Annotated in this window: 24 protein-coding genes; 2 read left to right on the plus strand and 22 right to left on the minus strand. The window is 33.9% G+C overall.

From position 1 onward, the window contains the following. Window positions 1-121: 121 nt before the first annotated feature. From ABUA27_RS01560 to ABUA27_RS01665, 22 genes are all read right to left on the minus strand, one after another. On the minus strand, window positions 122-3,166 hold the full coding sequence (locus ABUA27_RS01560) for an FtsX-like permease family protein (protein WP_349820082.1): 3,045 nt from the start codon (window positions 3,164-3,166) through the stop codon (window positions 122-124). Continuing rightward, window positions 3,160-3,864, minus strand: coding sequence for an ABC transporter ATP-binding protein (locus tag ABUA27_RS01565; protein ID WP_129981652.1), 705 nt, complete (start codon window positions 3,862-3,864; stop codon window positions 3,160-3,162). Before ABUA27_RS01565 ends, ABUA27_RS01560 begins: the two co-directional genes overlap by 7 nt. A 77-nt stretch (window positions 3,865-3,941) precedes the next feature. Beyond that, a complete protein-coding gene (gene nusG / locus ABUA27_RS01570; protein ID WP_022425226.1) occupies window positions 3,942-4,541 on the minus strand; it encodes a transcription termination/antitermination protein NusG in 600 nt (199 codons plus the stop codon). A gap of 1 nt (window position 4,542) precedes the next feature. After that, a complete protein-coding gene (secE, locus tag ABUA27_RS01575; protein WP_192924028.1) occupies window positions 4,543-4,842 on the minus strand; it encodes a preprotein translocase subunit SecE in 300 nt (99 codons plus the stop codon). A 13-nt stretch (window positions 4,843-4,855) separates the two neighbouring features. Then, complete coding sequence (gene rpmG / locus ABUA27_RS01580; protein ID WP_006505734.1) at window positions 4,856-5,005, minus strand: 50S ribosomal protein L33; 150 nt, start codon at window positions 5,003-5,005, stop codon at window positions 4,856-4,858. Between the two features lie 48 nt (window positions 5,006-5,053). Next, window positions 5,054-5,680 (minus strand): sigma-70 family RNA polymerase sigma factor, encoded by a 627-nt coding sequence (locus tag ABUA27_RS01585; protein ID WP_129981650.1) that lies wholly within the window; start codon window positions 5,678-5,680, stop codon window positions 5,054-5,056. 14 nt (window positions 5,681-5,694) lie between these two features. Next, window positions 5,695-6,420, minus strand: coding sequence for a 23S rRNA (guanosine(2251)-2'-O)-methyltransferase RlmB (gene rlmB / locus ABUA27_RS01590; RefSeq protein ID WP_129981649.1), 726 nt, complete (start codon window positions 6,418-6,420; stop codon window positions 5,695-5,697). Then, the gene (locus ABUA27_RS01595) at window positions 6,417-6,815 is read right to left on the minus strand and encodes a Mini-ribonuclease 3 (RefSeq protein WP_129981648.1); all 399 of its coding nucleotides are present in this window, start codon (window positions 6,813-6,815) and stop codon (window positions 6,417-6,419) included. The genes rlmB and ABUA27_RS01595 overlap by 4 nt, the downstream gene beginning before the upstream one ends. Further along, window positions 6,815-8,158: a cysteine--tRNA ligase gene (gene cysS / locus ABUA27_RS01600; RefSeq protein WP_349820083.1), complete on the minus strand. Its 1,344-nt coding sequence runs from the start codon at window positions 8,156-8,158 to the stop codon at window positions 6,815-6,817. Before cysS ends, ABUA27_RS01595 begins: the two co-directional genes overlap by 1 nt. Before the next feature lie 243 nt (window positions 8,159-8,401). After that, window positions 8,402-8,722: a hypothetical protein gene (locus tag ABUA27_RS01605; RefSeq protein WP_129981646.1), complete on the minus strand. Its 321-nt coding sequence runs from the start codon at window positions 8,720-8,722 to the stop codon at window positions 8,402-8,404. 47 nt (window positions 8,723-8,769) lie between these two features. Further along, window positions 8,770-10,200, minus strand: a complete 1,431-nt coding sequence (gene glgA / locus ABUA27_RS01610; protein WP_117459358.1) for a glycogen synthase GlgA — start codon at window positions 10,198-10,200, stop codon at window positions 8,770-8,772. After that, window positions 10,200-11,309, minus strand: a complete 1,110-nt coding sequence (gene glgD / locus ABUA27_RS01615; RefSeq protein WP_129981645.1) for a glucose-1-phosphate adenylyltransferase subunit GlgD — start codon at window positions 11,307-11,309, stop codon at window positions 10,200-10,202. Before glgD ends, glgA begins: the two co-directional genes overlap by 1 nt. 14 nt (window positions 11,310-11,323) lie before the next feature. Then, on the minus strand, window positions 11,324-12,451 hold the full coding sequence (locus ABUA27_RS01620; protein WP_129981644.1) for a glucose-1-phosphate adenylyltransferase: 1,128 nt from the start codon (window positions 12,449-12,451) through the stop codon (window positions 11,324-11,326). A 177-nt stretch (window positions 12,452-12,628) separates the two neighbouring features. Continuing rightward, window positions 12,629-13,834 carry a bifunctional folylpolyglutamate synthase/dihydrofolate synthase gene (locus ABUA27_RS01625; protein ID WP_129981643.1) on the minus strand — a complete coding sequence of 402 codons (1,206 nt, stop codon included), beginning with the start codon at window positions 13,832-13,834 and terminating at the stop codon, window positions 12,629-12,631. Further along, entirely contained in the window at window positions 13,834-14,490 is a 657-nt protein-coding gene (locus ABUA27_RS01630) for a uracil-DNA glycosylase (RefSeq protein ID WP_129981642.1), read from the minus strand. The genes ABUA27_RS01625 and ABUA27_RS01630 overlap by 1 nt, the downstream gene beginning before the upstream one ends. Then, window positions 14,477-15,307, minus strand: a complete 831-nt coding sequence (locus tag ABUA27_RS01635; protein WP_129981641.1) for a Cof-type HAD-IIB family hydrolase — start codon at window positions 15,305-15,307, stop codon at window positions 14,477-14,479. The genes ABUA27_RS01630 and ABUA27_RS01635 overlap by 14 nt, the downstream gene beginning before the upstream one ends. 3 nt (window positions 15,308-15,310) lie before the next feature. Beyond that, entirely contained in the window at window positions 15,311-16,132 is an 822-nt protein-coding gene (locus tag ABUA27_RS01640; protein ID WP_281073433.1) for an HAD family hydrolase, read from the minus strand. 192 nt (window positions 16,133-16,324) lie between these two features. After that, a complete protein-coding gene (locus tag ABUA27_RS01645) occupies window positions 16,325-17,488 on the minus strand; it encodes an RNA-guided endonuclease InsQ/TnpB family protein (protein ID WP_349820084.1) in 1,164 nt (387 codons plus the stop codon). A gap of 563 nt (window positions 17,489-18,051) precedes the next feature. Next, window positions 18,052-18,825 (minus strand): alpha/beta hydrolase, encoded by a 774-nt coding sequence (locus tag ABUA27_RS01650; RefSeq protein ID WP_349820085.1) that lies wholly within the window; start codon window positions 18,823-18,825, stop codon window positions 18,052-18,054. 33 nt (window positions 18,826-18,858) lie between these two features. Then, the gene (locus ABUA27_RS01655; RefSeq protein WP_129982293.1) at window positions 18,859-19,146 is read right to left on the minus strand and encodes a septum formation initiator family protein; all 288 of its coding nucleotides are present in this window, start codon (window positions 19,144-19,146) and stop codon (window positions 18,859-18,861) included. A 72-nt stretch (window positions 19,147-19,218) separates the two neighbouring features. After that, window positions 19,219-19,491 carry an RNA-binding S4 domain-containing protein gene (locus ABUA27_RS01660; RefSeq protein WP_006505749.1) on the minus strand — a complete coding sequence of 91 codons (273 nt, stop codon included), beginning with the start codon at window positions 19,489-19,491 and terminating at the stop codon, window positions 19,219-19,221. Then, a complete protein-coding gene (locus ABUA27_RS01665; protein ID WP_349820086.1) occupies window positions 19,491-20,183 on the minus strand; it encodes a glycerophosphodiester phosphodiesterase family protein in 693 nt (230 codons plus the stop codon). The genes ABUA27_RS01660 and ABUA27_RS01665 overlap by 1 nt, the downstream gene beginning before the upstream one ends. A 328-nt stretch (window positions 20,184-20,511) precedes the next feature. Here ABUA27_RS01665 and ABUA27_RS01670 point away from each other — a divergent pair, with 328 nt between their 5' ends. Next, complete coding sequence (locus ABUA27_RS01670; RefSeq protein ID WP_349820087.1) at window positions 20,512-21,459, plus strand: RNA-guided endonuclease InsQ/TnpB family protein; 948 nt, start codon at window positions 20,512-20,514, stop codon at window positions 21,457-21,459. Next, window positions 21,443-21,742: a zinc ribbon domain-containing protein gene (locus tag ABUA27_RS01675; protein ID WP_349820088.1), complete on the plus strand. Its 300-nt coding sequence runs from the start codon at window positions 21,443-21,445 to the stop codon at window positions 21,740-21,742. The genes ABUA27_RS01670 and ABUA27_RS01675 overlap by 17 nt, the downstream gene beginning before the upstream one ends. The last annotated feature ends 44 nt before the right edge of the window (window positions 21,743-21,786 follow it).

Below are 21,786 nucleotides of genomic sequence, written 5' to 3' on the forward strand. Positions count from 1 at the left end.
TGTCCGTGCTGTGGTTCGTTTGGGCCGAAGCCCTCCCACGCATTTGACGCCATGCGTCGATTACCAATTATACATAATACAAAGCAAAAATCAATGCTTTTTTAATTTTTTTTGACTTTTTTTACTCAATTGATTTTAAAGACTCAACCATATTCACTTGATCTAGGATATGGCGCATCGCAAGATTGATAATAATTGTAAAGCCCACTGTCATACCAAACGCAATTAAATAGATATAAAGCGGCATTGTACGAATAAATAACATATTATCCATTTCTACCGTTAATACAACAAATCGATGAAGGAAATAACCAAAGAACATACCAAGTGAGGCCCCAATCAAAGAAAGAATGATATTCTCTCTAAAGATATAGTCACAATATTCTTTACGGCGGAATCCTAATACCTTGATTGTTGCGATTTCACCTTTACGTTCACCAATGTTGATATTCGTTAAATTATAAAGAACAATAAAACAAAGTAAGGCAGCACATCCTGATAAGATGGCAACAATAATATTCAATGAAGACATTCTTTGCTGGAATTCATCAAGTGTAGCAGTAAGTCGTTCCATACTACCAATATCATGATGATCAAGATAGTTCTTCAAAGCGTTGATATTTGATTTCTTTGTATTCATATCTACATAAAGTATAGAAGCAGATGATTTCATACCAGTCAGATTTTCATAGAAAGTCTTACTCATATAAACTTGATGATTGACATAGTGTTCTACGATATCTGCCACCTTGACTGTATATTTACTATTATTAAGAGAGAAAGTAAGAGTTTCTCCTTTTTTCACATTCAGCTTTTCCGCAAGCTTCTGTGAGATGACAACCCCCTCATCATTTAAGATAATCTTCTTTTTTGTTTTATAATCCTTAAAGTGAATAAAATTCTTAATTTCATCCGCATTGTCATACGCAATCATCGTGCTATAATAATCTTCACTATTGCCTAGTACTGTAATGTTTTGACGCATAGCACTCGTTAAGTTATGAATACCTTCTAGACGCTTGATCTTATTTTCAATCTTTTTTGTATCTTCTACATTAGTATTAAGTTTAATAAGTGCATCATATTTATATACTTCTACATATTGTGAAGGAATGATTTCAGAACAGCTGTTCTTAACACCAAATCCCAGCATGATTAAGGCTGTACATCCCGCAATACCAATGACAGACATCCAGAAACGTTTCTTATAACGGAATAAGTTTCTCATAGTCACCTTCTGATTGAAATTCAATCGTTTCCATATAAAAGGTATACGTTCCATGAGTATTCTCTTACCTGCCTTAGGTGCTTTAGGACGCATCAAGACAGATGGTGTAGAAACAAGTTCCTGTAAACAGACACTTAATGTTGCAAGTAATGTAACACCAACAGAAATAAGTATAGTTACAAGTGAGATAGACCATTTCTGTACTAGTACTGCTGATTGATTAATGCCATACATTAAATATGTGAATAAGAAATAGATAATACGAGGGAATGCCTGATTACCTACTAATATACCTAAGATACAGGCAAAGAATGTTGCTAGAAAAGCATAGACAATATATTGCATTATAATATCCTTTTTACTATATCCTAATGCACGAAGTGTTCCACAATAGCCTCTTTGTTCTTCTATCATACGTGTCATAGTTGTAAGAGAGACTAATGCAGCTACTAAGAAAAAGATGAGTGGGAATACTTGCGCAATAGATGCAATGGCCTGTTTATAGGATTCATAAGTCGCAATACCGACATTTTCACTTTTAGTAAGTGAATATAGAGTGCCTTTTGGAATCTGACTTAATTGTGATTCTGCTTGTTCTATTTGTGCCTTTGCTTGATCTAGCTGCTCTTTTGCTGAGTTGAGCTGCAGCTTAGCATTATTCTCAGTGACTTCAAGTTTACTTTGCTGGATATTAAGTTCTGCTTCTGCTTCATCTAATTGTGATTGCGCCTTTTCTAATTGTATACGTCCTTCTAGTAATTGACCTACACCTTGAAGTTTCTGATTAAATTGACCTAGACTTTCATTCATCTCAGTAAGTATCTTTGTATAAGCATCCTCTGCTGATTCTTTATCCTTAATACTACCTAGAGTATCTTTAATAGAGTTCTGAAGTGTTTTGATTTCCTGATCTATTTTCTTAGTTTCATTATAAGCCTGCTGTGAGGCTTGAGTAATCTGTGAGGCTTTCTTTAAATAGACCTTCTTTTGTTCATAGAATTGAATACGTGCTTGAGCTAACTTCACCTTACCCTCTGATATCTGTGAATTAAAAGAATCTAGATTACGCTTATATTCCTGATAGCCTTCTTCATATTGTTTCTTTGCATCATCTAACTGTGATTGCATATCTCCCGTTAGTTGATCATATTGATCACTTATTTCTTCAGATAATGTACTCTTAATACGTGTATTTACTGTTTCAATCATATCATCATAATCAGAACTAAATAAATCATAATTCTGGGCACCTTCTACATCGACAAGTAAAGAAGTATATAGATGATCATTGTTTCTTAACTGAGCCACCTTGCTATTTAAACCAAGTTCTCTTGCCCCATCATTTAATACTTCCACAAATCCACTATTGGTTCCATCACCTAGTGTATTAGTTCCTCTGTCTACATTACTGATATATCGTGGATCATTCACAATACCTACAATCTTATATGTCTTAGTTCCATTATCATTAGAAAGTTCAATCGTATGACCAATCTTGTAATTATATTTACCTAAATTGACATCAATGATACATTCATCTTCTTTTTTAGGATAACGTCCTTTTACTATTTCAGGACGATCCAGCATATTTTGATCATAGTGATCCTGTGAATAAACAGTGACACCTGACTTACCATCCTTATGTGAAAATAAAGCATCAAACTGATAACATGGGGCAACCTTCTTCACACCCCTAAGGCTTCTTACCTTTGCGACATCTTCATCAGAAAAGCCAAGTGTCGCAATATAAGTAAGATCGGCATAATTATGATTATTGAGATATGTATCTACACTAGAAGCCATTGTATAAGGGGTATTTCTGAGCCCTGCAAAGACTGCAGCACCTAAGAATATAATCATGAAGATGGAAAAGAAACGTCCTTTAGACTGACTGATGTTCTTAAAGACAGTTTTCCAATAGAATTTCTTTTTTACCATTCAATATTATCGATGGATTCAGGATGTTCATTATATTCCTGTCTTTCCACTTTTCCATTCTTAAGATGTATGACTTGATCAGCCATTGGGGCAAGGGCTGAGTTATGTGTAATAACGATTACAGTCATTCCATAGTTATCACACATACTTCTTAATAAACCAAGAATTGATTTACCTGTTTGATAATCAAGTGCACCTGTTGGTTCATCACATAATAATAGTTTAGGATTCTTTGCGATAGCACGGGCTATGGCTACACGCTGTTGTTCTCCACCTGATAACTGTGCTGGGAAGTTATCTTTACGTTCTCCAAGACCAACACGTTCTAGAATATCTACTGAATTAAGTGGATCCTTAGAAATCTGAGAAGCAAGTTCTACATTTTCTAATGCTGTTAAGTTCTGTACAAGATTATAAAACTGGAATACAAAGCCAATATCATCTCTTCTATAATCTGTTAATTGTTTATCATCATAAGTCGCAATATTATGACCATCTACAACAATAGTGCCACTTGTAGGTGTATCCATGCCACCAAGCATATTTAATATAGTTGTTTTACCAGCTCCAGAGGCACCTACAATAACTGTGAATTCACCTTTATTTACTTTAAAATTCACACCATTATTTGCATAAATAGTGACATCTCCCATTGTATATCTTTTCACAACATTCTTTAGTTCAATAAATGCATCCATACATATAACCTCCTAATATTATTGTAAGTGATACCATTTTTATCTTCAAGCACAAAAAAAGACATGCATAAGCACGTCTATTCTTCGATCTTCTTAAGCTGAATTAATTCCAAATCAATAGGAGTAAGGTTACCCAAGAAATCAACAAGTACTGTTGCTGTTTCTTTTTCTTTATCGATAGATTCTACTTTACCACTCTTAGCTGCAAATGGTCCAGCAAGAACTTCTACATAATCACCTACACCAAAATCAATTTCTACAGCTGTAGTCTGTACACCCATTGACTTTAAGATTGGATCTAATTCTCTCTTATTTACTGGGAAAGGTTTTGCCCCTCCACCAGATGATCCGATGAATCCTGTAACACCTGGTGTATTACGAACAATATACCAAGCTTCATCAGTCATGATCATTTCTACAAGAACATAACCAGGGAACATATTCACTGTCTTGTTCACTTTCTTACCGTTCTTGATTTCTGTTTCAACATGTTCTGGAATCACAATATTGAAAAGGATATTCTGGAGTCCCATTGATTCAACACGTTTTTCAAGATTTTCTTTTACTTTATTTTCATGACCTGAATATGTATTAACAACATACCATTGTCTTCCTTCATTATTGGAATCATGAGTTTCTTCAGTATTTTCTACTTTAGTTTCTAATTCTTCTGCCATATTAACTTAACCCCAACGTCTTTAAAATTAATGCAATTAATGCATCTGCGCCATAGAAATAAACACCTAGAATTACTGTAAATGCAAGTACTACAAATGCATCACGAGCTAATTCTTTCTTTGTTAACCAATGAACATTTTTAATTTCCTGACGAATACCTTTTAGAGAAAACCATTCTTTAAATTTTAATGGATTCTTATCTTCTTGTTCTTCTAAACGTCTTTGACGCTCTAATTTCTTTGCTTTTCTAAGCTCCTTGCGTTCCTGCTTAAGCTTTTCTTTTTTAGCCTTATCATCCATAGATGCAGCCTCCTTATTTCGATTCTCTATGTATCGTATGCTTACCGCATTTCTTGCAGTACTTACGTAATTCTAAACGTTTTACATTTGTTCTGTTATTCTTATAAACTGAATAATTACGTGATAAGCATTCCGTGCATACTAAGATTACCTTTTCTCTCATCTTATCACTCCTTAACCTAAATTAATTTATCATAAATACACAATATCGTCAATTGATAATTAAGAACTCCCCTAATGGATGTGCTCTTAATTTAGTCATTACACGATAAACACTGTTATAAACACACTTTATTGAAATATTAAGCATCAGTGCCACCTCTTTTTCAGGATATCCTAATAAAACAAGATGAAAGATCTTTTGATCTCTTTCTGATGTCTCATTCTGGATAATCGCATAAATAAGTTCCCAGATTTTTTCTAGATTCTGTGCCTTTTGTGGAGAGTACTCCACTTTTTGATCTGCAATCAATTCACCATAAGTGCGTGAATCTTCATAGTTCACAATCTTATCTAGAGAAACAGATTTCTTTTCATAACGAGTAAAGAAAGTATATTGTTTCTTGAGTAATGATTGCATCTTTTTAATAATACAGCTTTTCGCATATACATCAAATGTAGTATCCAAGTCATCACGATAGCTCCAGAATACTTTATCGAAGGTAATCAATCCTACCTGCAATAAGTCCTGTGCTTCTAGAGACATAGATGAGATATACTTCATCTTTCTCATCACTGCTTTGACTAAAGCATCATAATAACTATAAAGATATTGTAATGCGACAGGATCATTAGATCTTGCTAAATAAATCAGTTCCTTTAATGTACGATCATCCATAGATCATCCTCCTCTTAGAGAGGATGACGTGAGTTATATACCTGATAAAGTAATACGGCAGTCGCTACAGAGGCATTGAGTGAATTGACATGACCTACCATTGGTAGAATGACATTCATATCACAATGTTCTTTTACTAAACGAGAAATACCAAATCCTTCTGATCCAATCACAAGAACTAGTGGCATATTGTAATCTACAGCACGATAATCTGTAGAGTTATCTAATTCACAACCTACTACCCAGAATCCTTCTTTCTTTAAAGAATCTAGAGTACGAGATAAGTTAGTTACCTGAGCCACAGGAACATGGTCAATAGCGCCAGTTGATACCTTTGCGACTGTCGCATTTAAACCAACAGAACGCTTTTTACCAATAATAACACCATCTACACCAATTGCATCACATGTACGAATAATAGCCCCTAGGTTGTGAGGATCTTCCATACCATCAAGCATTAATAAGAGTGGCTGTTTTCCTTCTGGAATGTTACGTACGATATCTTCTAAAGGTGTATAGTCATAACCATCAATTAAAGCCATTACACCTTGATGGTTTACATTCCCTACAAGTTTAATAAAGCCATTTTTATCCGTCATCCTCATTTTTATATTATTCTTGCGACACAACTTCACAATATCATCATTCTTTGACTGGTTCTGAATCATAACTTCATAAACCTGTCTAGGTCCTGTTAATAGTTCTCTGACGGTGTTTTTACCATAAATCCATTCTTTCACTTTGTCACTTCCTCTTCTTCCACATATTTCTTAAATAATTCAAATATTTCATCTAATCTTTCTGTCTGCTTAGTGAGATAAAGATGTCCAACCATTGATTCAAAACCAGAAGACTGGTTATGTACAACAACTGATTTATTTTTTACTGAATGTCCCTTGCAGTTACGTCCACGCTTAAATAAACGCACTTCTTCTTCTGTGAAGAAATTTCGAGAAAGGGCATATTTCATAAAGCCTGCATGGGCATACGCACTGACATACTTGATAGAAGCTTTCTGTAATTCATGAGGCTTCATAATTCCCTTCTCTGTGAGTAAATATTCACGGACATATACTTCAAAGACTGCATCACCTAAATAAGCGACAGCAAGTGCATTCATTAGCTCTGGACGCATTAGAGAATGCCTCTTTCAGTTAAATCTTTTCTAACACGGTCTGCTTCATCAAAGTTCTTTTCTTTCTTGTAAGCATTCCATTGTTCATATAAAGCGATATCTTCTTCAGATAATTTAGTACCTTCAAATAAGAAGCCTAAAACATCCCCCATCTTAACAAGAGTTGCATATTCAGTCGCAATGACATCATTGTCTTTTTCTCTCACACGCATCACCTGATTCAATACTTTTACCTGATCTAATACTTGTGTTAATGCAAGTGAAGTATTTAAATCATCTTCTAATGCATTCACCATAGCATCCACAGTTTCCTTCTTATAATCATGAGCAGGAACATGGTTCACCTGTAAATATAAAGACGCATTCTTAGTCGCATTTTCTACTTTAGATACTTCTTTACGTACACCTGCAATAACATCATCAGTCATATTTAATGGATTACGATAGTGAGTAGATAACATCAACCATTTGAAAACATTGCATCCAAATTCTACAATTAAATCCTTAGCCCATAATACATTACCTAAAGACTTAGACATCTTTTCACCATCGATATTGATCATCTGGTTATGCATCCAATAGTTGGCAATAGGATGTCCATTATAAGCCATAGACTGAGCAATTTCATTTTCATGATGAGGGAACTTTAAATCCTGTCCTCCACCATGGATATCAATCTTACCATCTTTGAATAGCTTATTAATCATGACAACACATTCAGTATGCCATCCTGGTCTACCTTTTGACCAAGGTGTATCAAACTGAATACCTTCATTTGTTTTCTTCCATAATGCGAAGTCAGTTGTACTTTCTTTCTTCTTATCATCAACAGAAAGAGTACGATCACTTGCCCCCGCAATCAAATCTTCTACCTTAATACCTGATAACATACCATATTCTTTAACCTTAGTAACACGGAAATAAACATCTCCATCTACTTCATAAGCATAACCCTTATCAATTAATGCCTGGATGAAATTAATGATTTCAGGCATAGTTTCAGTGACCCTCGGTTTATATGTAGGATCTTCAATATTTAATCCTGCTCTGACATCTTCATATGCTTTGATATATTTATCAGTGAGTTCCTTTTCTGTAATACCTTCTGCTTTAGCGGCTTTGATGATCTTATCATCTACATCTGTATAATTAGATACAAAAGTCACATCATTCCCTAAATACTCAAAAGTACGCCTTAATACATCAAATACGATCATTGGGCGTGTATTCCCAATATGAGCATGGTTATAAACTGTAGGACCACAAATATAGATAGAAACTTTACCTTCTTCAATTGGCTTAAATTCTTCTTTTTTGTTTGTTAATGTGTTAAATAGTCTCATAACATCCTCCTCAAATAAAAAAAGCTCATGATAAAGACGATCCACCTTACCATAGCTTTTCACTCTTAACGCAAGTCAAACGTTCTTTCTTTCAAAAAGACTCAGATGGGTGCATCCTAGAACCTCCCACTAGATGCTTTCACCACTTCATCCTCGCTGTAAGCTTCTTGTTCTATTCATTCTCATCTATAATTTACTTCACTATATCAAATTATCGTCTATTCTTCAAGACAAACGCCGTTCTTATTTCTTTGTATCACTTAATTTTTTTGATAACTTATCTAAACCTTTAGATGTAAGAGACAAACCTTTTGCACCAAAGTCCTTTAAATCATTCATACCATCCTTGAATTCTTCTGTTTCAGTCACTTTTTTAATGCCATCTTTGGCCTTTTGAAATGTTTCTGATTCAGAAACAGTATGTGCTGCTTCTTTTGCACGATCAACACACTTATTAATATTCTCTTCACTTAATATTTCTTCAGTATTCTCTTTAACTCTTTGAATACCCTTTTGTACTTCTTCACTTTCAGCAAACTCTTTAACTTTATCTAACAAACTCATAATATCATCTCCTAGGCAAAAAGATGGAGGAACCCCCCATCTTTGTATTAACCAAGTAATGAACCAAATACTCTTAAATATTCATCAGCTGAACGATCCCAGTCTAATTTTTCAGTCATAGCACGATAAATTAAACCATTCCATTGATCTTTATCATCATAGTAGATATGTAATGCATAATCGATAGTGTCCATCATTTCATGAGCATTATAATTAGCAAAACTAAATCCAGTACCAGTACCATCAAATTCATTGAATGGCTGAACACTGTCTTTTAATCCACCAGTTTCTCTAACGATAGGAATTGTACCATAACGTAAAGACATCATCTGAGATAATCCGCATGGTTCAAATAACGAAGGCATTAAGAACATATCACAGCCTGCATAAATACGACAAGATAAACCAAAATCATATTTTAACTGTAATGAAATCTTTGGATTACCAAAACCAGCAATTTCTTCTAATGGTTCTTCATATTTCTTATCACCAGCACCAAGAATTAATAGCTGAACCTTTCTCTGCAAGATTTCTTCCATACGATTAAGGATCAAGTCTAAACCCTTCTGCCATGTTAATCTAGTTACAATACCAATAAGTGCAACATCAGGATCCTGTGGTAATCCTACCTCAGCCTGTAATGCAAGCTTATCCTTCACCTTTTCAGTATAAACACTATTAGCGTTGAAATGGTAAGGAATATTCGGATCTGTTTCTGGGTTATTTGTATCATAATCGATACCATTCAAAATACCATAAAGATCATCTTTACGCATAGCAAGGATACTCTGTAATCCTTCACCATAAGCATCTGTTAGAATCTCCTTGGCATAAGTTGGAGATACAGTTGTAATTGCATCTGAATAAAGAATAGCTGCTTTCATCATGTTCATGCAATCATCATTACGTACATTACCATTGTAATATAAGTAGTTATCTAAACCGAATAGATCATTCAATAAGAATGGATCACATTTACCTTGATAAGCGATATTATGGATTGTGAATGTAATCTTCACATTACCATAGAAATCATAATAGCAATATCTTTCTTTGTATAAAGGCGCAATCATAGCAGTCTGCCAGTCATGTAATGATAAGATATCTGGCATGATATTTAAACGAGATAAGCATTCAAGAACTGCAAAGTCATAAAATGCGAATCTTTCATAATCATCATCATAACCATATAAACCAGGTCTTCTGAAATATTGTTCATTATCCACAAAGAAATAAGTCACACCATCATATACTGCCTTAAAGACACCACAATAGCATCTTCTCCATCCTACCCATAAATAGAAGTTAGTCACATATTCTAAAGTTTCTGGAAACTTGATATCCTGATACTTAGGAAGAATGACATAACATTCATGACCTTTCTTCACAAGTTCTTTTGGTAAAGAACCGATAACGTCAGCGAGCCCTCCAGATTTAATATAAGGAAGTGCTTCACCAGCAGCAAAAACGATTCTCATTAGACAATGTCACCTTCTTTGACATACAATGGATCACTTGCATCGCCAATAAGTTCTTTAACATGTTTTACTTTAGCATCTTTATCCATAATAACATTTTCAAGATGAGCGCCTGCTTCTACTGAAGAACCACTAAATAGGATAGAGTTCTTAACAACAGCGCCTTTACCAATCTTAACATTACGTCCTAAGATACTATTTTCGACAACTCCATCTACAAATACACCGTTCGCAATATAAGAGCTCTTTACTTCAGCATCCTTTAGATACTTTGAAGGTGGTGTATCGTTAGTATTTGTGAAAATTGGCCAGTTAGACTTGAATGCCTGAGTTGATACATCGATATCAAGGAATTCAAGAGATGTCTTGAAGTAAGCTGCATATGAATCAATGCATTTTGCAAATCCTTTATATTCATAAGCGTTGATTTTCATTTCATCTTTTAAATAATTTAAAGTATCTCTTAAATCATAGAATACAGATACTTTCTGTGCTTTATAAAGCATCTTGATTAATGCTTTTCTATTAATTACATAAGTTTCAAGTGAGATTGAACGATCCTTGCGATTGCCTTTATTTAATTCAAAATCAACAACCTGCTTGTCCTTAATCTTTAAGAAATCAGAACCGATAAATGCTTCATTCGCATCCTTAATCTTCTTATATACGACAGTCACATCACAGCCAGATTTTTCATGTGCTTCTACAACATCAGAGAAATCCATAGTAGTAATGATATGTGCTGGAGAAATAACAACATAATCTTCAGTTGATTTTTCTAAGAATGCAATATTTTCTAACATATTGTTGATGTCATGGTTGTACATGTTACTGTTTGCATATTTTTCATCATATAATAATGAAATACCACCTCTTTTAGAGTTAAAGTTCCATGCATTACCAGAACCAATATGTTTCAATAATGATCTTGGTTTTTCTTTTACTAAAATACCAACTTTATCAATACGAGAATTTGAAAAGTTAGATAATACGAAGTCAATAACACCATAACGACCCAAGAAGCTAACTGAAGCAACTGGACGTCTTTCTGTTAATCCTTTCAAAGATACATCACTATGTAAATTGATTAATCCTACTACATTTGCCATTTGCTCTTCACTCCTTATCTGCCATTGTCACTTACTAAAGCGACTTCTTTTGCTTCATCATTCACAACTGTTCCAGCTTTAATTACAACGCCTTCATCAATAATTGCTTTTTTGACAACAGCGCCCTCTTCAATAAGAACACCAGGCATTAATACTGAATCAATAACCTTAGCACCTTCACCTACGTTAACATTATTGAATAAAACAGATCCTTCAACTTCACCATTAACAACACATCCCTGTGTAACTAATGATTTCTTTACACTTGCATCTTTACCAATTAACTGTGGTTTACCAAGTGTATCTTCTGAGTAGATCTTCCAATCTTTCTTGATGTTATAAAGATCAAGTTCTTTATCATCAAGAAGGTCCATATTTGCCTGCCATAAGCTTTCAACAGTTCCTACATCTTTCCAATAGCCATCAAAAGTCCAAGCATATAACTTCTTCTTATCTGCAAGCATGGCAGGAATAATATTCATACCAAAGTCATGCTTACTGTTTTCATCTGCTGCATCCGCAATTAAGTATTTACGTAATTCTTTATAACTGAAGATATAAATACCCATTGAAGCCAATGTAGATTTTGGTTTTTCTGGTTTTTCTTCGAATTCATAAATATAGCCTTTATCATCTGTATTCATGATACCAAAACGGCTTGCTTCTTTTAAGGAAACATTTAATACAGCAACAGTTAAATCTGCACCTTTTTCTTTATGCACATTCAACATTTCTTCATAATCCATCTTATAAATGTGGTCACCAGATAAAATCAATACATATTCTGGATCATACTGATCTAAGAAGCTAATATTCTGATAAATTGCATCAGCAGTACCTGCATACCAAGTAGCACCTACTTCTCCTCTTTCACGTGCTGGTAGAATTGCAGCAAGTGAGTTATTACCATCAAGACCCCATTTAGTACCTGAACCAACATAAGTTCCTAATAGCACTGATTCATACTGTGTTAAAACACCTACTACATCAATACCTGAATTGGCACAGTTACTTAGTGGGAAGTCAATAATACGATATTTACCACCAAAGTAGACAGCAGGTTTAGCAACTTTCGCAGTTAATTCTTTTAATCTTGTTCCGCGGCCACCGGCTAGGATCATAGCAACGATTTCTTTACCCATTTCTCTATCTCCTCCTAAAAAAATGTAATCGCTTTCTTTTTTGATAAATCTATTCTACCACAATTGGTACAATTATGATAGTTATAAGATTCAATTTCATTAAATTACTACATTTATTATACTACACATCTATTACATTTTAAATATAAAAAAATCAGACTTACGCGTAAGTCTGACTTAATAATTCTGTTTGAGATATTTTCTTATAGAAGAAATAAAATGAAGTGAACCTGTAATAACAATCTGATCATGTTTAAGTAATGCGACTTTAATAGCTTCCGCAAAATGTGGGACTACAGTTACAGTACTAAAGCTACGATAACTAGCTAAATCAGATGCACGTTCATCATTGAATGAAGTGAGATAAATTGGATAACCTGCTTCATCAATCAGTTCAATCATTTCATCCACATCTTTATCCTTTAAACCTGAAAAGATAAAGACTGTATCTTCAGCACGGACATACTGCACTGTACTTAGTAACGCTTTAATACCATCCGTATTATGCGCACCATCAAGAATAACTTGATGTCCTGCTACAGTCATCATTTCAAAACGACCATACCATACAGCACTTTCTATCGCCTTTTCAGTTGTTTCTGAATCTAAAGTAATAAGCTTATTCGCAATAGTAAGAGCTAAACGAGCATTCGCAATCTGATAGATTCCCTGATTCTTTAAAGTAAAGGCCATATCACGATAACGGAAATGGAATGGATAACGTGATACCTGATATTCAGGTACAACAACCATTGTCGCACCCATTGCATCACATTGTTCCTGTAATCTTGCTAGTACTGTTCCTTCTACTTCACTTGTAATAAAGTATTGTCCTTCTTTAATGATTCCCATCTTTTCATTAATGACATCATAAAGACTAGGGCCAATCTGATCTAAGTGGTCATTTCCAATATTAGTGATTGCACTAATAATTGGCTGAATGACATTTGTCTTATCATTAGCACCACCAATACCACATTCAATAATACGATAATCTAAGTCATGAGTAGAGAAATAATCTAACATGATTAAAACATCAATTTCAAACATAGATAGATTCTTTTCTTCAATGACTGATTCATATTTATTAATGAGTGCAAGTAAATCTTCATCGCTAATAGGATGATCATCAATACGAATACGATCATTATGCTTAATCATATAAGGAGAAGTAAATGTTCCTACATGATATCCGTGCGCATTTAAAATACTTCTTAGATAGTTCACTGTAGAACCTTTTCCATTTGTACCTGCAATATGAATCATATTCTTCTGTTTTGTATTAATGCCTAATTCTTCTAGGATTCTTCCAAATGATTCAATTGTATTCTTATGTCTCTTAGATTCAATATATGCGATTGCTTTATCTATATTTCTAAACATTAATCAATCCTCCAATCTATTGGTTCTATCCCTTGACTAACAAGAAATTCATTAGTGCGAGAAAATGGCTTAGAGCCAAAGAAACCACGATGAGCACTCAAAGGAGATGGATGCGCACTTGTAATAACACAATGTTTATTTGTATCAATCATACTGGCTTTGTTTTCTGCCTGACGTCCCCATAAAATAAACACAACAGGCTTTTCACGTTTATTCATCTCTTCAATAATATGATCAGTAAAGATTTCCCAGCCTTTACCTTTATGAGAATTTGCACATCCTTTCTCTACTGTTAAGACAGTATTCAAAAGAAGAACACCCTGCTTTGCCCAGGCTGTCAAATCACCATGATTTGGTATATCAATACCTACATCATTATGAGCTTCTTTATAAATATTCACAAGTGAAGGTGGTATGCGTACACCTTTATTCACACTAAAAGCTAAACCATTGGCTTGATGTAATTCATGATAGGGATCCTGACCTATAATAACAACCTTTATATCTTCATAATCACAGAAGTTAAATGCATGCAATATATGATTATGAGGAGGAAATATTGTCTTAGAAGCATATTCTGCTTCTACAAATTCATGTAATGCTTGATAGTAAGGCTGTTTGGCTTCATTTTCAATAATAGATTTAAATGTCTTCATGAAAAATAAATTTCTTAATTAATTCCGCAACTACACCTTCATTATTATCTGCATGCGTTGTGTAGTCACATGCTTTTTTAACATCTTCAACCGCATTACCTGCAGCGACAGCTAAACCTGCTTTTTTAAGCATTGCCATATCATTATAGTTATCTCCAACCGCAATAGTTTCTTCTATCTTGATACCTAATTGATCTGCAAGATGCTGGAGTCCTACTCCTTTATCTACGCCTTCTTTATTGAATTCCATATAACGATTAGAAGAATAGCTCACTGAACATCCTTTAGTAATATCTGTCATTTTTGGTTCTAGACTCATTAAATAAGGCACATCCACATTCTGATATAAAATCTTTGCGATAGTGGCATCCTTTAAGAAATCAACACTATTTTCTTTTGGATAAACTACTTCAAGCTTTTGATGCTTGAGTCTTTCTGCTTCAGACTCACTTAAGTTATATATATAAAGTGTATCATTTGTATAAACATGTATGCAGACATCCTGTTTTAAACCAAATTCAAAGATTTCCTTCATCTTATCAAATCCTAAGCCATTGAATTCAATAATACGATTATCTTTATTCTCAGTTAAAGCAGCACCGTTGAAGCTTAAAACATATTCTCCTTCCATATCTTTTAAACCTAACTGTGTAAGTTCAGGTAAGATCTGCATATAACCTCTTCCTGTTGCTGGTACAAACTTTACCCCACGTTCCTTCACTGCTTTTTGAATCCAATAAATATTACTTTCTGGTACAACATGGTCATCATTTAATAAAGTTTCATCTAAATCACTTGCAATTAATTTATATTCCATCTCTTATGCCTCCTTTAATACAAATGTTTCTATTACTTCTTTCACTGCACCTTCATCAAAATTCTTTTCACAGACATAATCACTGATTTCTTTAATATCATCATGAGCACAGCTCACACAGGCTCCTAGTCCTGCTTCCTTAATCATTGACACATCATTATAATTATCGCCAATCGCAATTGTATCATTAATATCAATATTCAAATAATCTGCAAGCCACTTTAAACCTACACCTTTATTAATACCACTCGCATTACATTCTAGATAACGATTAGAAGAGAAAGTGAGTTCTACTTGATTTCCAATATCCTGATACATCTCATCACGTAATTCCTTCAAATAATTCATATCTCTCTTTACTAAAAGAATCTTAGCAATAGACTCATTTTTTAAGAATTCAGTCTCATGATCATAGATCACCTTCATTGGCGTTTTCTGTTCAATCTTTCTATTTACTTCAAATTCATCTGGATTATAAATATAACAGCAGTCTAATGTGAAAACGAGCATGCAAAGATTTTCTTTACATCCATAATCAAAACATTTCTTTAATAATTCATAATCAAGACCCTGGAAATGAAGAATCTTAAAGTCTTTATTCTCTACTACAAGACCCCCATTAAAGCAAATAGAATATTCACCAGGCATATCATATGTACCAATTTCTTTAAGAATATCCCCAATCATTCTATGAGATCGTCCCGTTGCGACTACAAAACGCAAACCATGCTTTTTAGCCTCACGTATAGCCTCCTGATTAAATACAGGAACATGCTGTCCTATAAGAAGTGTTTCATCTAAATCCGATAACATCATTTTATACATAATCATTCTGCCACTCAAAATGTGATTAAATATACTCACATCGAGATAATGTAAGTTCTCACGAACATTACTTACTATGTCACCGTGCATGCTTTGGATTGACCGAAATCATATCTACTCACAAGTTCTAGTGCACTCCATAGTCGTAAATTCCCGAAATAGCCTTCGGTACATACTTACGCTTGCGTTTATTTATGCAACTTCGTAAGTCGTAGCATCTCTCAGATTAAGTGCGGCATTGAAATCTCTGTCTTCAATATAACCACAATCACATCTGAAAAGTCTATCTGAAAGCTTTAAATCTTTCTTGATACTTTTACAGCAATGACATGTCTTAGATGATGGGAACCATCTATCTGCAACTCGAAGTTCAATTCCATTTTCCTTGCATTTAGCTAGAAGTTTTGTTTTAAATTCATAAAACTTCTGCGAAGCAACTGCCTTTGAAAGATGTCTGTTCTTCATCATTCCTGATACGTTTAGATCTTCAATCGTTATATGAGATGGCTTGGTTTTCACTATCTCTGCGATTGTCTTATTGATGTAATCAGTACGAATATTATCTATTCTATGATGAAGCTTCTGTATCTTAAGCCTTTGTTTCTGTATATTTCTTTTTTGAGTAGACCCTCCTTTCTTTAAATTTTCATACTTTCGAGAAAGACTTCTCTGTTCTCGAATAAGCTTTTTTTCAAGTTTTCTTAATTTTGCAGATTTATTGATGTTCTTATAAGTCTTTCCATTAGAAACAATCGCAAAGTCCTTTAATCCAAGGTCAATGCCAATTCCTTTACTGGAATTATTGGCTGTCCTTCTATCTGGGATTTCTATAAGAACTGAAACATAGTATCTGTCAGCTTTTATTGAGACATGACCGCTCTTAATTACGTATCCATCTTTTGTTGTGGGAATATACCCTTTCTCTTTGATGCGGACCCACCCAAGTGACGGAATCTTAATTCTGTGTCTTTCACAAAGGCAGTCTTTTGGATTATTCCTTACAAAATACATTTTTACATCAGATCTGCCTTTCTTCTTAAATTTTGGAAAGGCGCTCTTGTGATTAAAGAATATCTTAAAAGCGGTCTGTCCGTTATTTACTGCCTGTGTTACCGATTTTGAGTAAGCTTCCTTGATCCAGGAATATTCTGGATAACTCGGAAGATACTCATTGTTAAGCCATACTCTAAACTGATTGCTGCTCATAAACTTTTTGCCACTTTCATAAAGTTCCTTGTTATGAGCAAGATAGAAATTATAGATAAATCTGCAAGTACCTATTGTTTTACGAATCCTGACTTTCTGCTCCTCTGTTGGATTTATTTCCGCCTTGAAGCTCTTCAGCAATTTCCTCATCCCTTTCTATCAGTTTTTTATACTTACGAAGCCCTTTGCAACCTACAGGAGAACACATGGAATATTGAAATAATATCCTGCATGAGTACTCCATCTGATTTCTAATCTCATTATAGAATAGATGGAAAATTTATTCATCAAATTCAGCTTCATGAACACCGTTTATTAGGCGTTAAAAATATTTTTTTCACTAACCTGTGGTCTGAGGGTATTCAAATTATGGTTTTAATTTTTTGTTCCATTACTTCATCTAATAAATCGTTACGCGGTTTCCATAATCTCCAATACACTGGTCTACAATAGTTCTTTCGCATTACAAAAATATCTTAAAAATGCAACTTGATCTAGTAAATGATGATTATAAGTATAATAATGCCTATAAGTTTGGGGTCGGTTTGCCTTCAAAGTTCCTTCTCTATCTCACCGTTATAATATCTTAACAGATACGCCTAAAAGTCAATAAAATCCGTTTGTTTAAAATTCGTGATATTTGATGTGTTCATTCTAATGCTCTCCTTTGAGTGAGTTTGAACACATTTAATCACAATATTCAATATATTTAGTTACTTATATTTTCCTCCTCCATATAAATAAGACATAAAGACTGGTACTCTATTTCTCCAGCAGGTTTCACTATGCACATCATGTTCAAAGACACGATACATATAGTCAATTCCTTTTTGTCTTATTAAATATTCTATTTCATTATTAGACCATAAATAATCCTGACTCAAAGAGTCATCATCATAACCTTCTTTCCCACCTACATCAAAATAAAAACGTTCAATTCCACTTAGGTCACTTGTCTTCACTAAATCAATAAATTCCTTTTGATAGAGCCAATAGGCAGTTGAAAATGCAGCACCCTTATGAAATACATCTGGATGCTTCATACAGGCATAAGCAGTGATTACTCCACCAGAAGAGCTCCCTACCATAGCCGTATCATCTTTTAATGTACGATAACGGCCATCTATATATGGTTTTAGATCATGAATCAACCATTCACAATACTCTTCTCCAGTTCCTTTAATGAGCTCATGAGACTCATCACGCATTAAGACACCACTGTCAACATCCCAGGGACCATATTCACTTGCACGACCATATTCACTAAAGACGCAGGGAATAGCTACTACAATAACCTTTAAACCACTTTTCTTTAAATAATCTTCTATACCCCAGCTGACACCAATATAAGCCTGATCATCAAAAAAGGCATTCTGACCATCATTCATATAAAGTACAGGATATCTTTCTTCACTTTGATAATAATCGTCAGGAAGATAAACAATTATATTTTTATCTCTACATTTATTATAAATCTTTTGAAACATACTATCTCCTTACAAAAACAAATAAGCACATGCTTATTTATTTTCCGGTAGAATAATCACTTCTTCACCATTTTTAGAAAATATATAATGACTACGCGCATAACGTACTACATAATCACTATCATTTAAACTATCTACTTCTTTTGCGAGTTTTGCCTTTTCTTTCTTTAATTCATTCTTTTGTACAACAAGTTTCTGATAAGTGGCCTCTTCAGTCTTAATATGCTGTACTTTTGCATATAAAGTATAAATAAGAAATACAGAAATTATAAGAAAGACAATTCCATATATATTACCCATTTTTCTTTTCTTTTTAGCCATTCGAGTCAACTCCTTAACTAATCGAATTATACCATTATTCTGCCATTAAAAAAAGAACCTTACAAAAGGCTCTTAGTAAATAGTTTCTTCTTCTACTTTTTCTTCTTTAATAATTTCATAAAGAGAAGATGCTTCATCCTTTAATACATGGTCTTTAAGCATCAATACTTTCACTGTTAAGATAGTACGTCCAAAGCTGACTTCTATTTCATCACCAATTTTCACTTTAGTGGCAGGTTTAGCAACTTTACCATTTACTTTAACACGTGATGCCTCACTTATTTCTTTAGATAATGTTCTTCTCTTAATAATACGTGATAACTTTAAAAATTTATCTAATCTCATTATTTATCCTCTTCAAATAATCCATTCGCAAATATAAAATCAATATCTTCTTTCTTAAAGAAGTCATACTGTTCTTTTTCTTTAATTGTCCAGGCACCTATTTTAATATGTCTACTTTTTAAATCTACTATTTCTTCATGTGTCAAATAAGAATAACGACTATGAATACCATCTAAATGATGATCAATCACCTGCTGTTTACACTTCTTATAACCTCTTAGTACGATTAAAGCATAATAAGAATCAGGCATTAAAGCACGCATATTTAATAATCTTTCTAGACTTGTAGAAGAAAAATAAATACGATCTGTCATATGATGCTTCATAATCACATCTCTTAATTTTTCTTCAAGACCACTAGATACAGTATCCTTGATTTCTATATTCAATAATTTATCGGTAGAATCAAGCAATGTCAAGAGAGAATCAAGCGTAGGAATCTGTTCTGTGATATCCATCTTATTATTATAATTATATTGACGTGCTTCTTTAAATGTCATATTTCTTAAAACACCTTTACCATTACTTGTACGATTGATCTTATCATCATGTAGTAACAGAAGTTCGCCATCTTTTGTCATCTGTACATCTGTTTCTATCCCTTCAAATGAAGAATTGACTGCTTGTTCAAAAGCAGACATTGTGTTCTCTGGAAATAAATCACTATACCCTCTATGTGCTAATCTTTTCATCATAATCACCCTTTCTAACAAAAAAAGCCAGCGTTCAGGTCACTGGCATGAGGCAGTTGAAGAGAATCGGCAGGTGCTAATGTTCTCTTCCTATTTCATTATAACATCTTTCTGTAATAAAGATAGCCATAAAAGGTTAATTCTAAATTAAAGGATTTACGAGAAAACAAATTTATCTAAAGAAACGGCAGAAACCCCCATCTCAATATAAAACATAGGTGGGTAATGAATGCCGATGATGAATTTGTTTGAGAAATTTTGGAATAGTGAGAGTATAAAATATATGGGAAGCTTTTTTTCCTAAATCTGTAGAAAGGAGGCTAAATATATGTATCTTACAGTCAAGCAGCAGGTAAAGCATCTGTCCAAGGAAGACTATCGTTCCATCAAGGAATTATGTCATATTGCAAAGAATCTTACTAATCAGGCAATCTATAACATCAGACAGAACTACTTTGCAGAAGGCAAGTATCTTAGCTATGAAAAGAACTATGCTCTTTTGAAGTCTTCTGATAACTATAGAACGCTTAATTCCAATATGGCACAGCAGATACTGAAGGAGGTAGATGGTTCATTTAAATCATTCTTTGATCTTCTTAAAAAGGCAAAGCAGGGAAAGCATGCACTTAAGGATTGCAGACTTCCACGCTATCTTCCCAAGGATGGATATACTACACTCGTCATTGGATTTGTAAGACTTAAAGGGTATAAGCTCATACTTCCATATTCAAACAGCTTCAAAAAGACACATAAGGCTGTTGAGATTACTATCCCACCTATACTTCTTGATAAGAAAGTGAAGGAAATACGTATCATACCAAAGGCAGATGCCAGGTTCTTTGAAATACAGTATATCTATGAAGCTGAATGCATTCAAAGGAATCTCAATACAACAAATGCACTGGCATTAGATCTTGGTATCAATAATCTCGTCACTGGAGTATCAAGTAAAGGTGAAACATTCATCATTGATGGAAGAAGACTGAAGTCCATCAACCAGTGGTTCAATAAGGAAAATGCAAGATTACAGTCCATCAAGGATAAGCAACATTATGGCAGGAAGACAACCAACAGACAGAAGACAATAGCATGCAAACACAACAATAAAATCAATGACTATATGAACAAGGCTGCACGCAGGGTGATTGATTACTGTATCGATCATGATATCGGAACTCTTGTTGTGGGCTATAATGAAACATTTCAAAAAGGTTCCAATATAGGTAAAAGAAATAGTCAGATATTTATCAATATTCCTTATGGAGCTAATAGATAAGCTTAAGTATCTCTGTGAATTGAATGACATCATACTTGTCATGCAAGAAGAATCCTACACTTCAAAGGCAAGCTTCTGGGATAAGGATGTAATACCGGTCTATAAGAGTGATGATACTGAAGAATACTATTTCAGTGGAAAGAGAATACATCGTGGACAGTATAGAACAGCGAGTGGACAAGTTCTGAATGCAGATGTAAATGGTGCATTAAATATCCTGCGTAAAAGTAGAGTTGTGGATGTAAACATCCTATACAGTAGAGGCGAAGTGGACACGCAATAAGAATAAGGATTGCCTAGCAATAGGTGGAGACTTAAATATCAATC

Origin of the sequence: Catenibacterium sp. RTP21428st1_D7_RTP21428_210409 (assembly GCF_040227455.1) — a bacterium.
GTDB lineage: Bacteria > Bacillota_I > Bacilli_A > Erysipelotrichales > Coprobacillaceae > Catenibacterium > Catenibacterium mitsuoka_A.

Coding starts and splice junctions, on each gene's coding strand:
- ABUA27_RS01560 (WP_349820082.1), bottom strand. CDS start 3,166: ATGGTAAAAAAGAAATTCTATTGGAAAACTGTCTTTAAGAACATCAGT.
- ABUA27_RS01565 (WP_129981652.1), bottom strand. CDS start 3,864: ATGGATGCATTTATTGAACTAAAGAATGTTGTGAAAAGATATACAATG.
- nusG (WP_022425226.1), bottom strand. CDS start 4,541: ATGGCAGAAGAATTAGAAACTAAAGTAGAAAATACTGAAGAAACTCAT.
- secE (WP_192924028.1), bottom strand. CDS start 4,842: ATGGATGATAAGGCTAAAAAAGAAAAGCTTAAGCAGGAACGCAAGGAG.
- rpmG (WP_006505734.1), bottom strand. CDS start 5,005: ATGAGAGAAAAGGTAATCTTAGTATGCACGGAATGCTTATCACGTAAT.
- ABUA27_RS01585 (WP_129981650.1), bottom strand. CDS start 5,680: ATGGATGATCGTACATTAAAGGAACTGATTTATTTAGCAAGATCTAAT.
- ABUA27_RS01595 (WP_129981648.1), bottom strand. CDS start 6,815: ATGCGTCCAGAGCTAATGAATGCACTTGCTGTCGCTTATTTAGGTGAT.
- cysS (WP_349820083.1), bottom strand. CDS start 8,158: ATGAGACTATTTAACACATTAACAAACAAAAAAGAAGAATTTAAGCCA.
- ABUA27_RS01605 (WP_129981646.1), bottom strand. CDS start 8,722: ATGAGTTTGTTAGATAAAGTTAAAGAGTTTGCTGAAAGTGAAGAAGTA.
- glgA (WP_117459358.1), bottom strand. CDS start 10,200: ATGAGAATCGTTTTTGCTGCTGGTGAAGCACTTCCTTATATTAAATCT.
- glgD (WP_129981645.1), bottom strand. CDS start 11,309: ATGGCAAATGTAGTAGGATTAATCAATTTACATAGTGATGTATCTTTG.
- ABUA27_RS01620 (WP_129981644.1), bottom strand. CDS start 12,451: ATGGGTAAAGAAATCGTTGCTATGATCCTAGCCGGTGGCCGCGGAACA.
- ABUA27_RS01625 (WP_129981643.1), bottom strand. CDS start 13,834: ATGTTTAGAAATATAGATAAAGCAATCGCATATATTGAATCTAAGAGA.
- ABUA27_RS01630 (WP_129981642.1), bottom strand. CDS start 14,490: ATGAAGACATTTAAATCTATTATTGAAAATGAAGCCAAACAGCCTTAC.
- ABUA27_RS01635 (WP_129981641.1), bottom strand. CDS start 15,307: ATGGAATATAAATTAATTGCAAGTGATTTAGATGAAACTTTATTAAAT.
- ABUA27_RS01640 (WP_281073433.1), bottom strand. CDS start 16,132: ATGTATAAAATGATGTTATCGGATTTAGATGAAACACTTCTTATAGGA.
- ABUA27_RS01645 (WP_349820084.1), bottom strand. CDS start 17,488: ATGAGGAAATTGCTGAAGAGCTTCAAGGCGGAAATAAATCCAACAGAG.
- ABUA27_RS01650 (WP_349820085.1), bottom strand. CDS start 18,825: ATGTTTCAAAAGATTTATAATAAATGTAGAGATAAAAATATAATTGTT.
- ABUA27_RS01655 (WP_129982293.1), bottom strand. CDS start 19,146: ATGGCTAAAAAGAAAAGAAAAATGGGTAATATATATGGAATTGTCTTT.
- ABUA27_RS01660 (WP_006505749.1), bottom strand. CDS start 19,491: ATGAGATTAGATAAATTTTTAAAGTTATCACGTATTATTAAGAGAAGA.
- ABUA27_RS01665 (WP_349820086.1), bottom strand. CDS start 20,183: ATGAAAAGATTAGCACATAGAGGGTATAGTGATTTATTTCCAGAGAAC.
- ABUA27_RS01670 (WP_349820087.1), top strand. CDS start 20,512: ATGTATCTTACAGTCAAGCAGCAGGTAAAGCATCTGTCCAAGGAAGAC.
- ABUA27_RS01675 (WP_349820088.1), top strand. CDS start 21,443: ATGGAGCTAATAGATAAGCTTAAGTATCTCTGTGAATTGAATGACATC.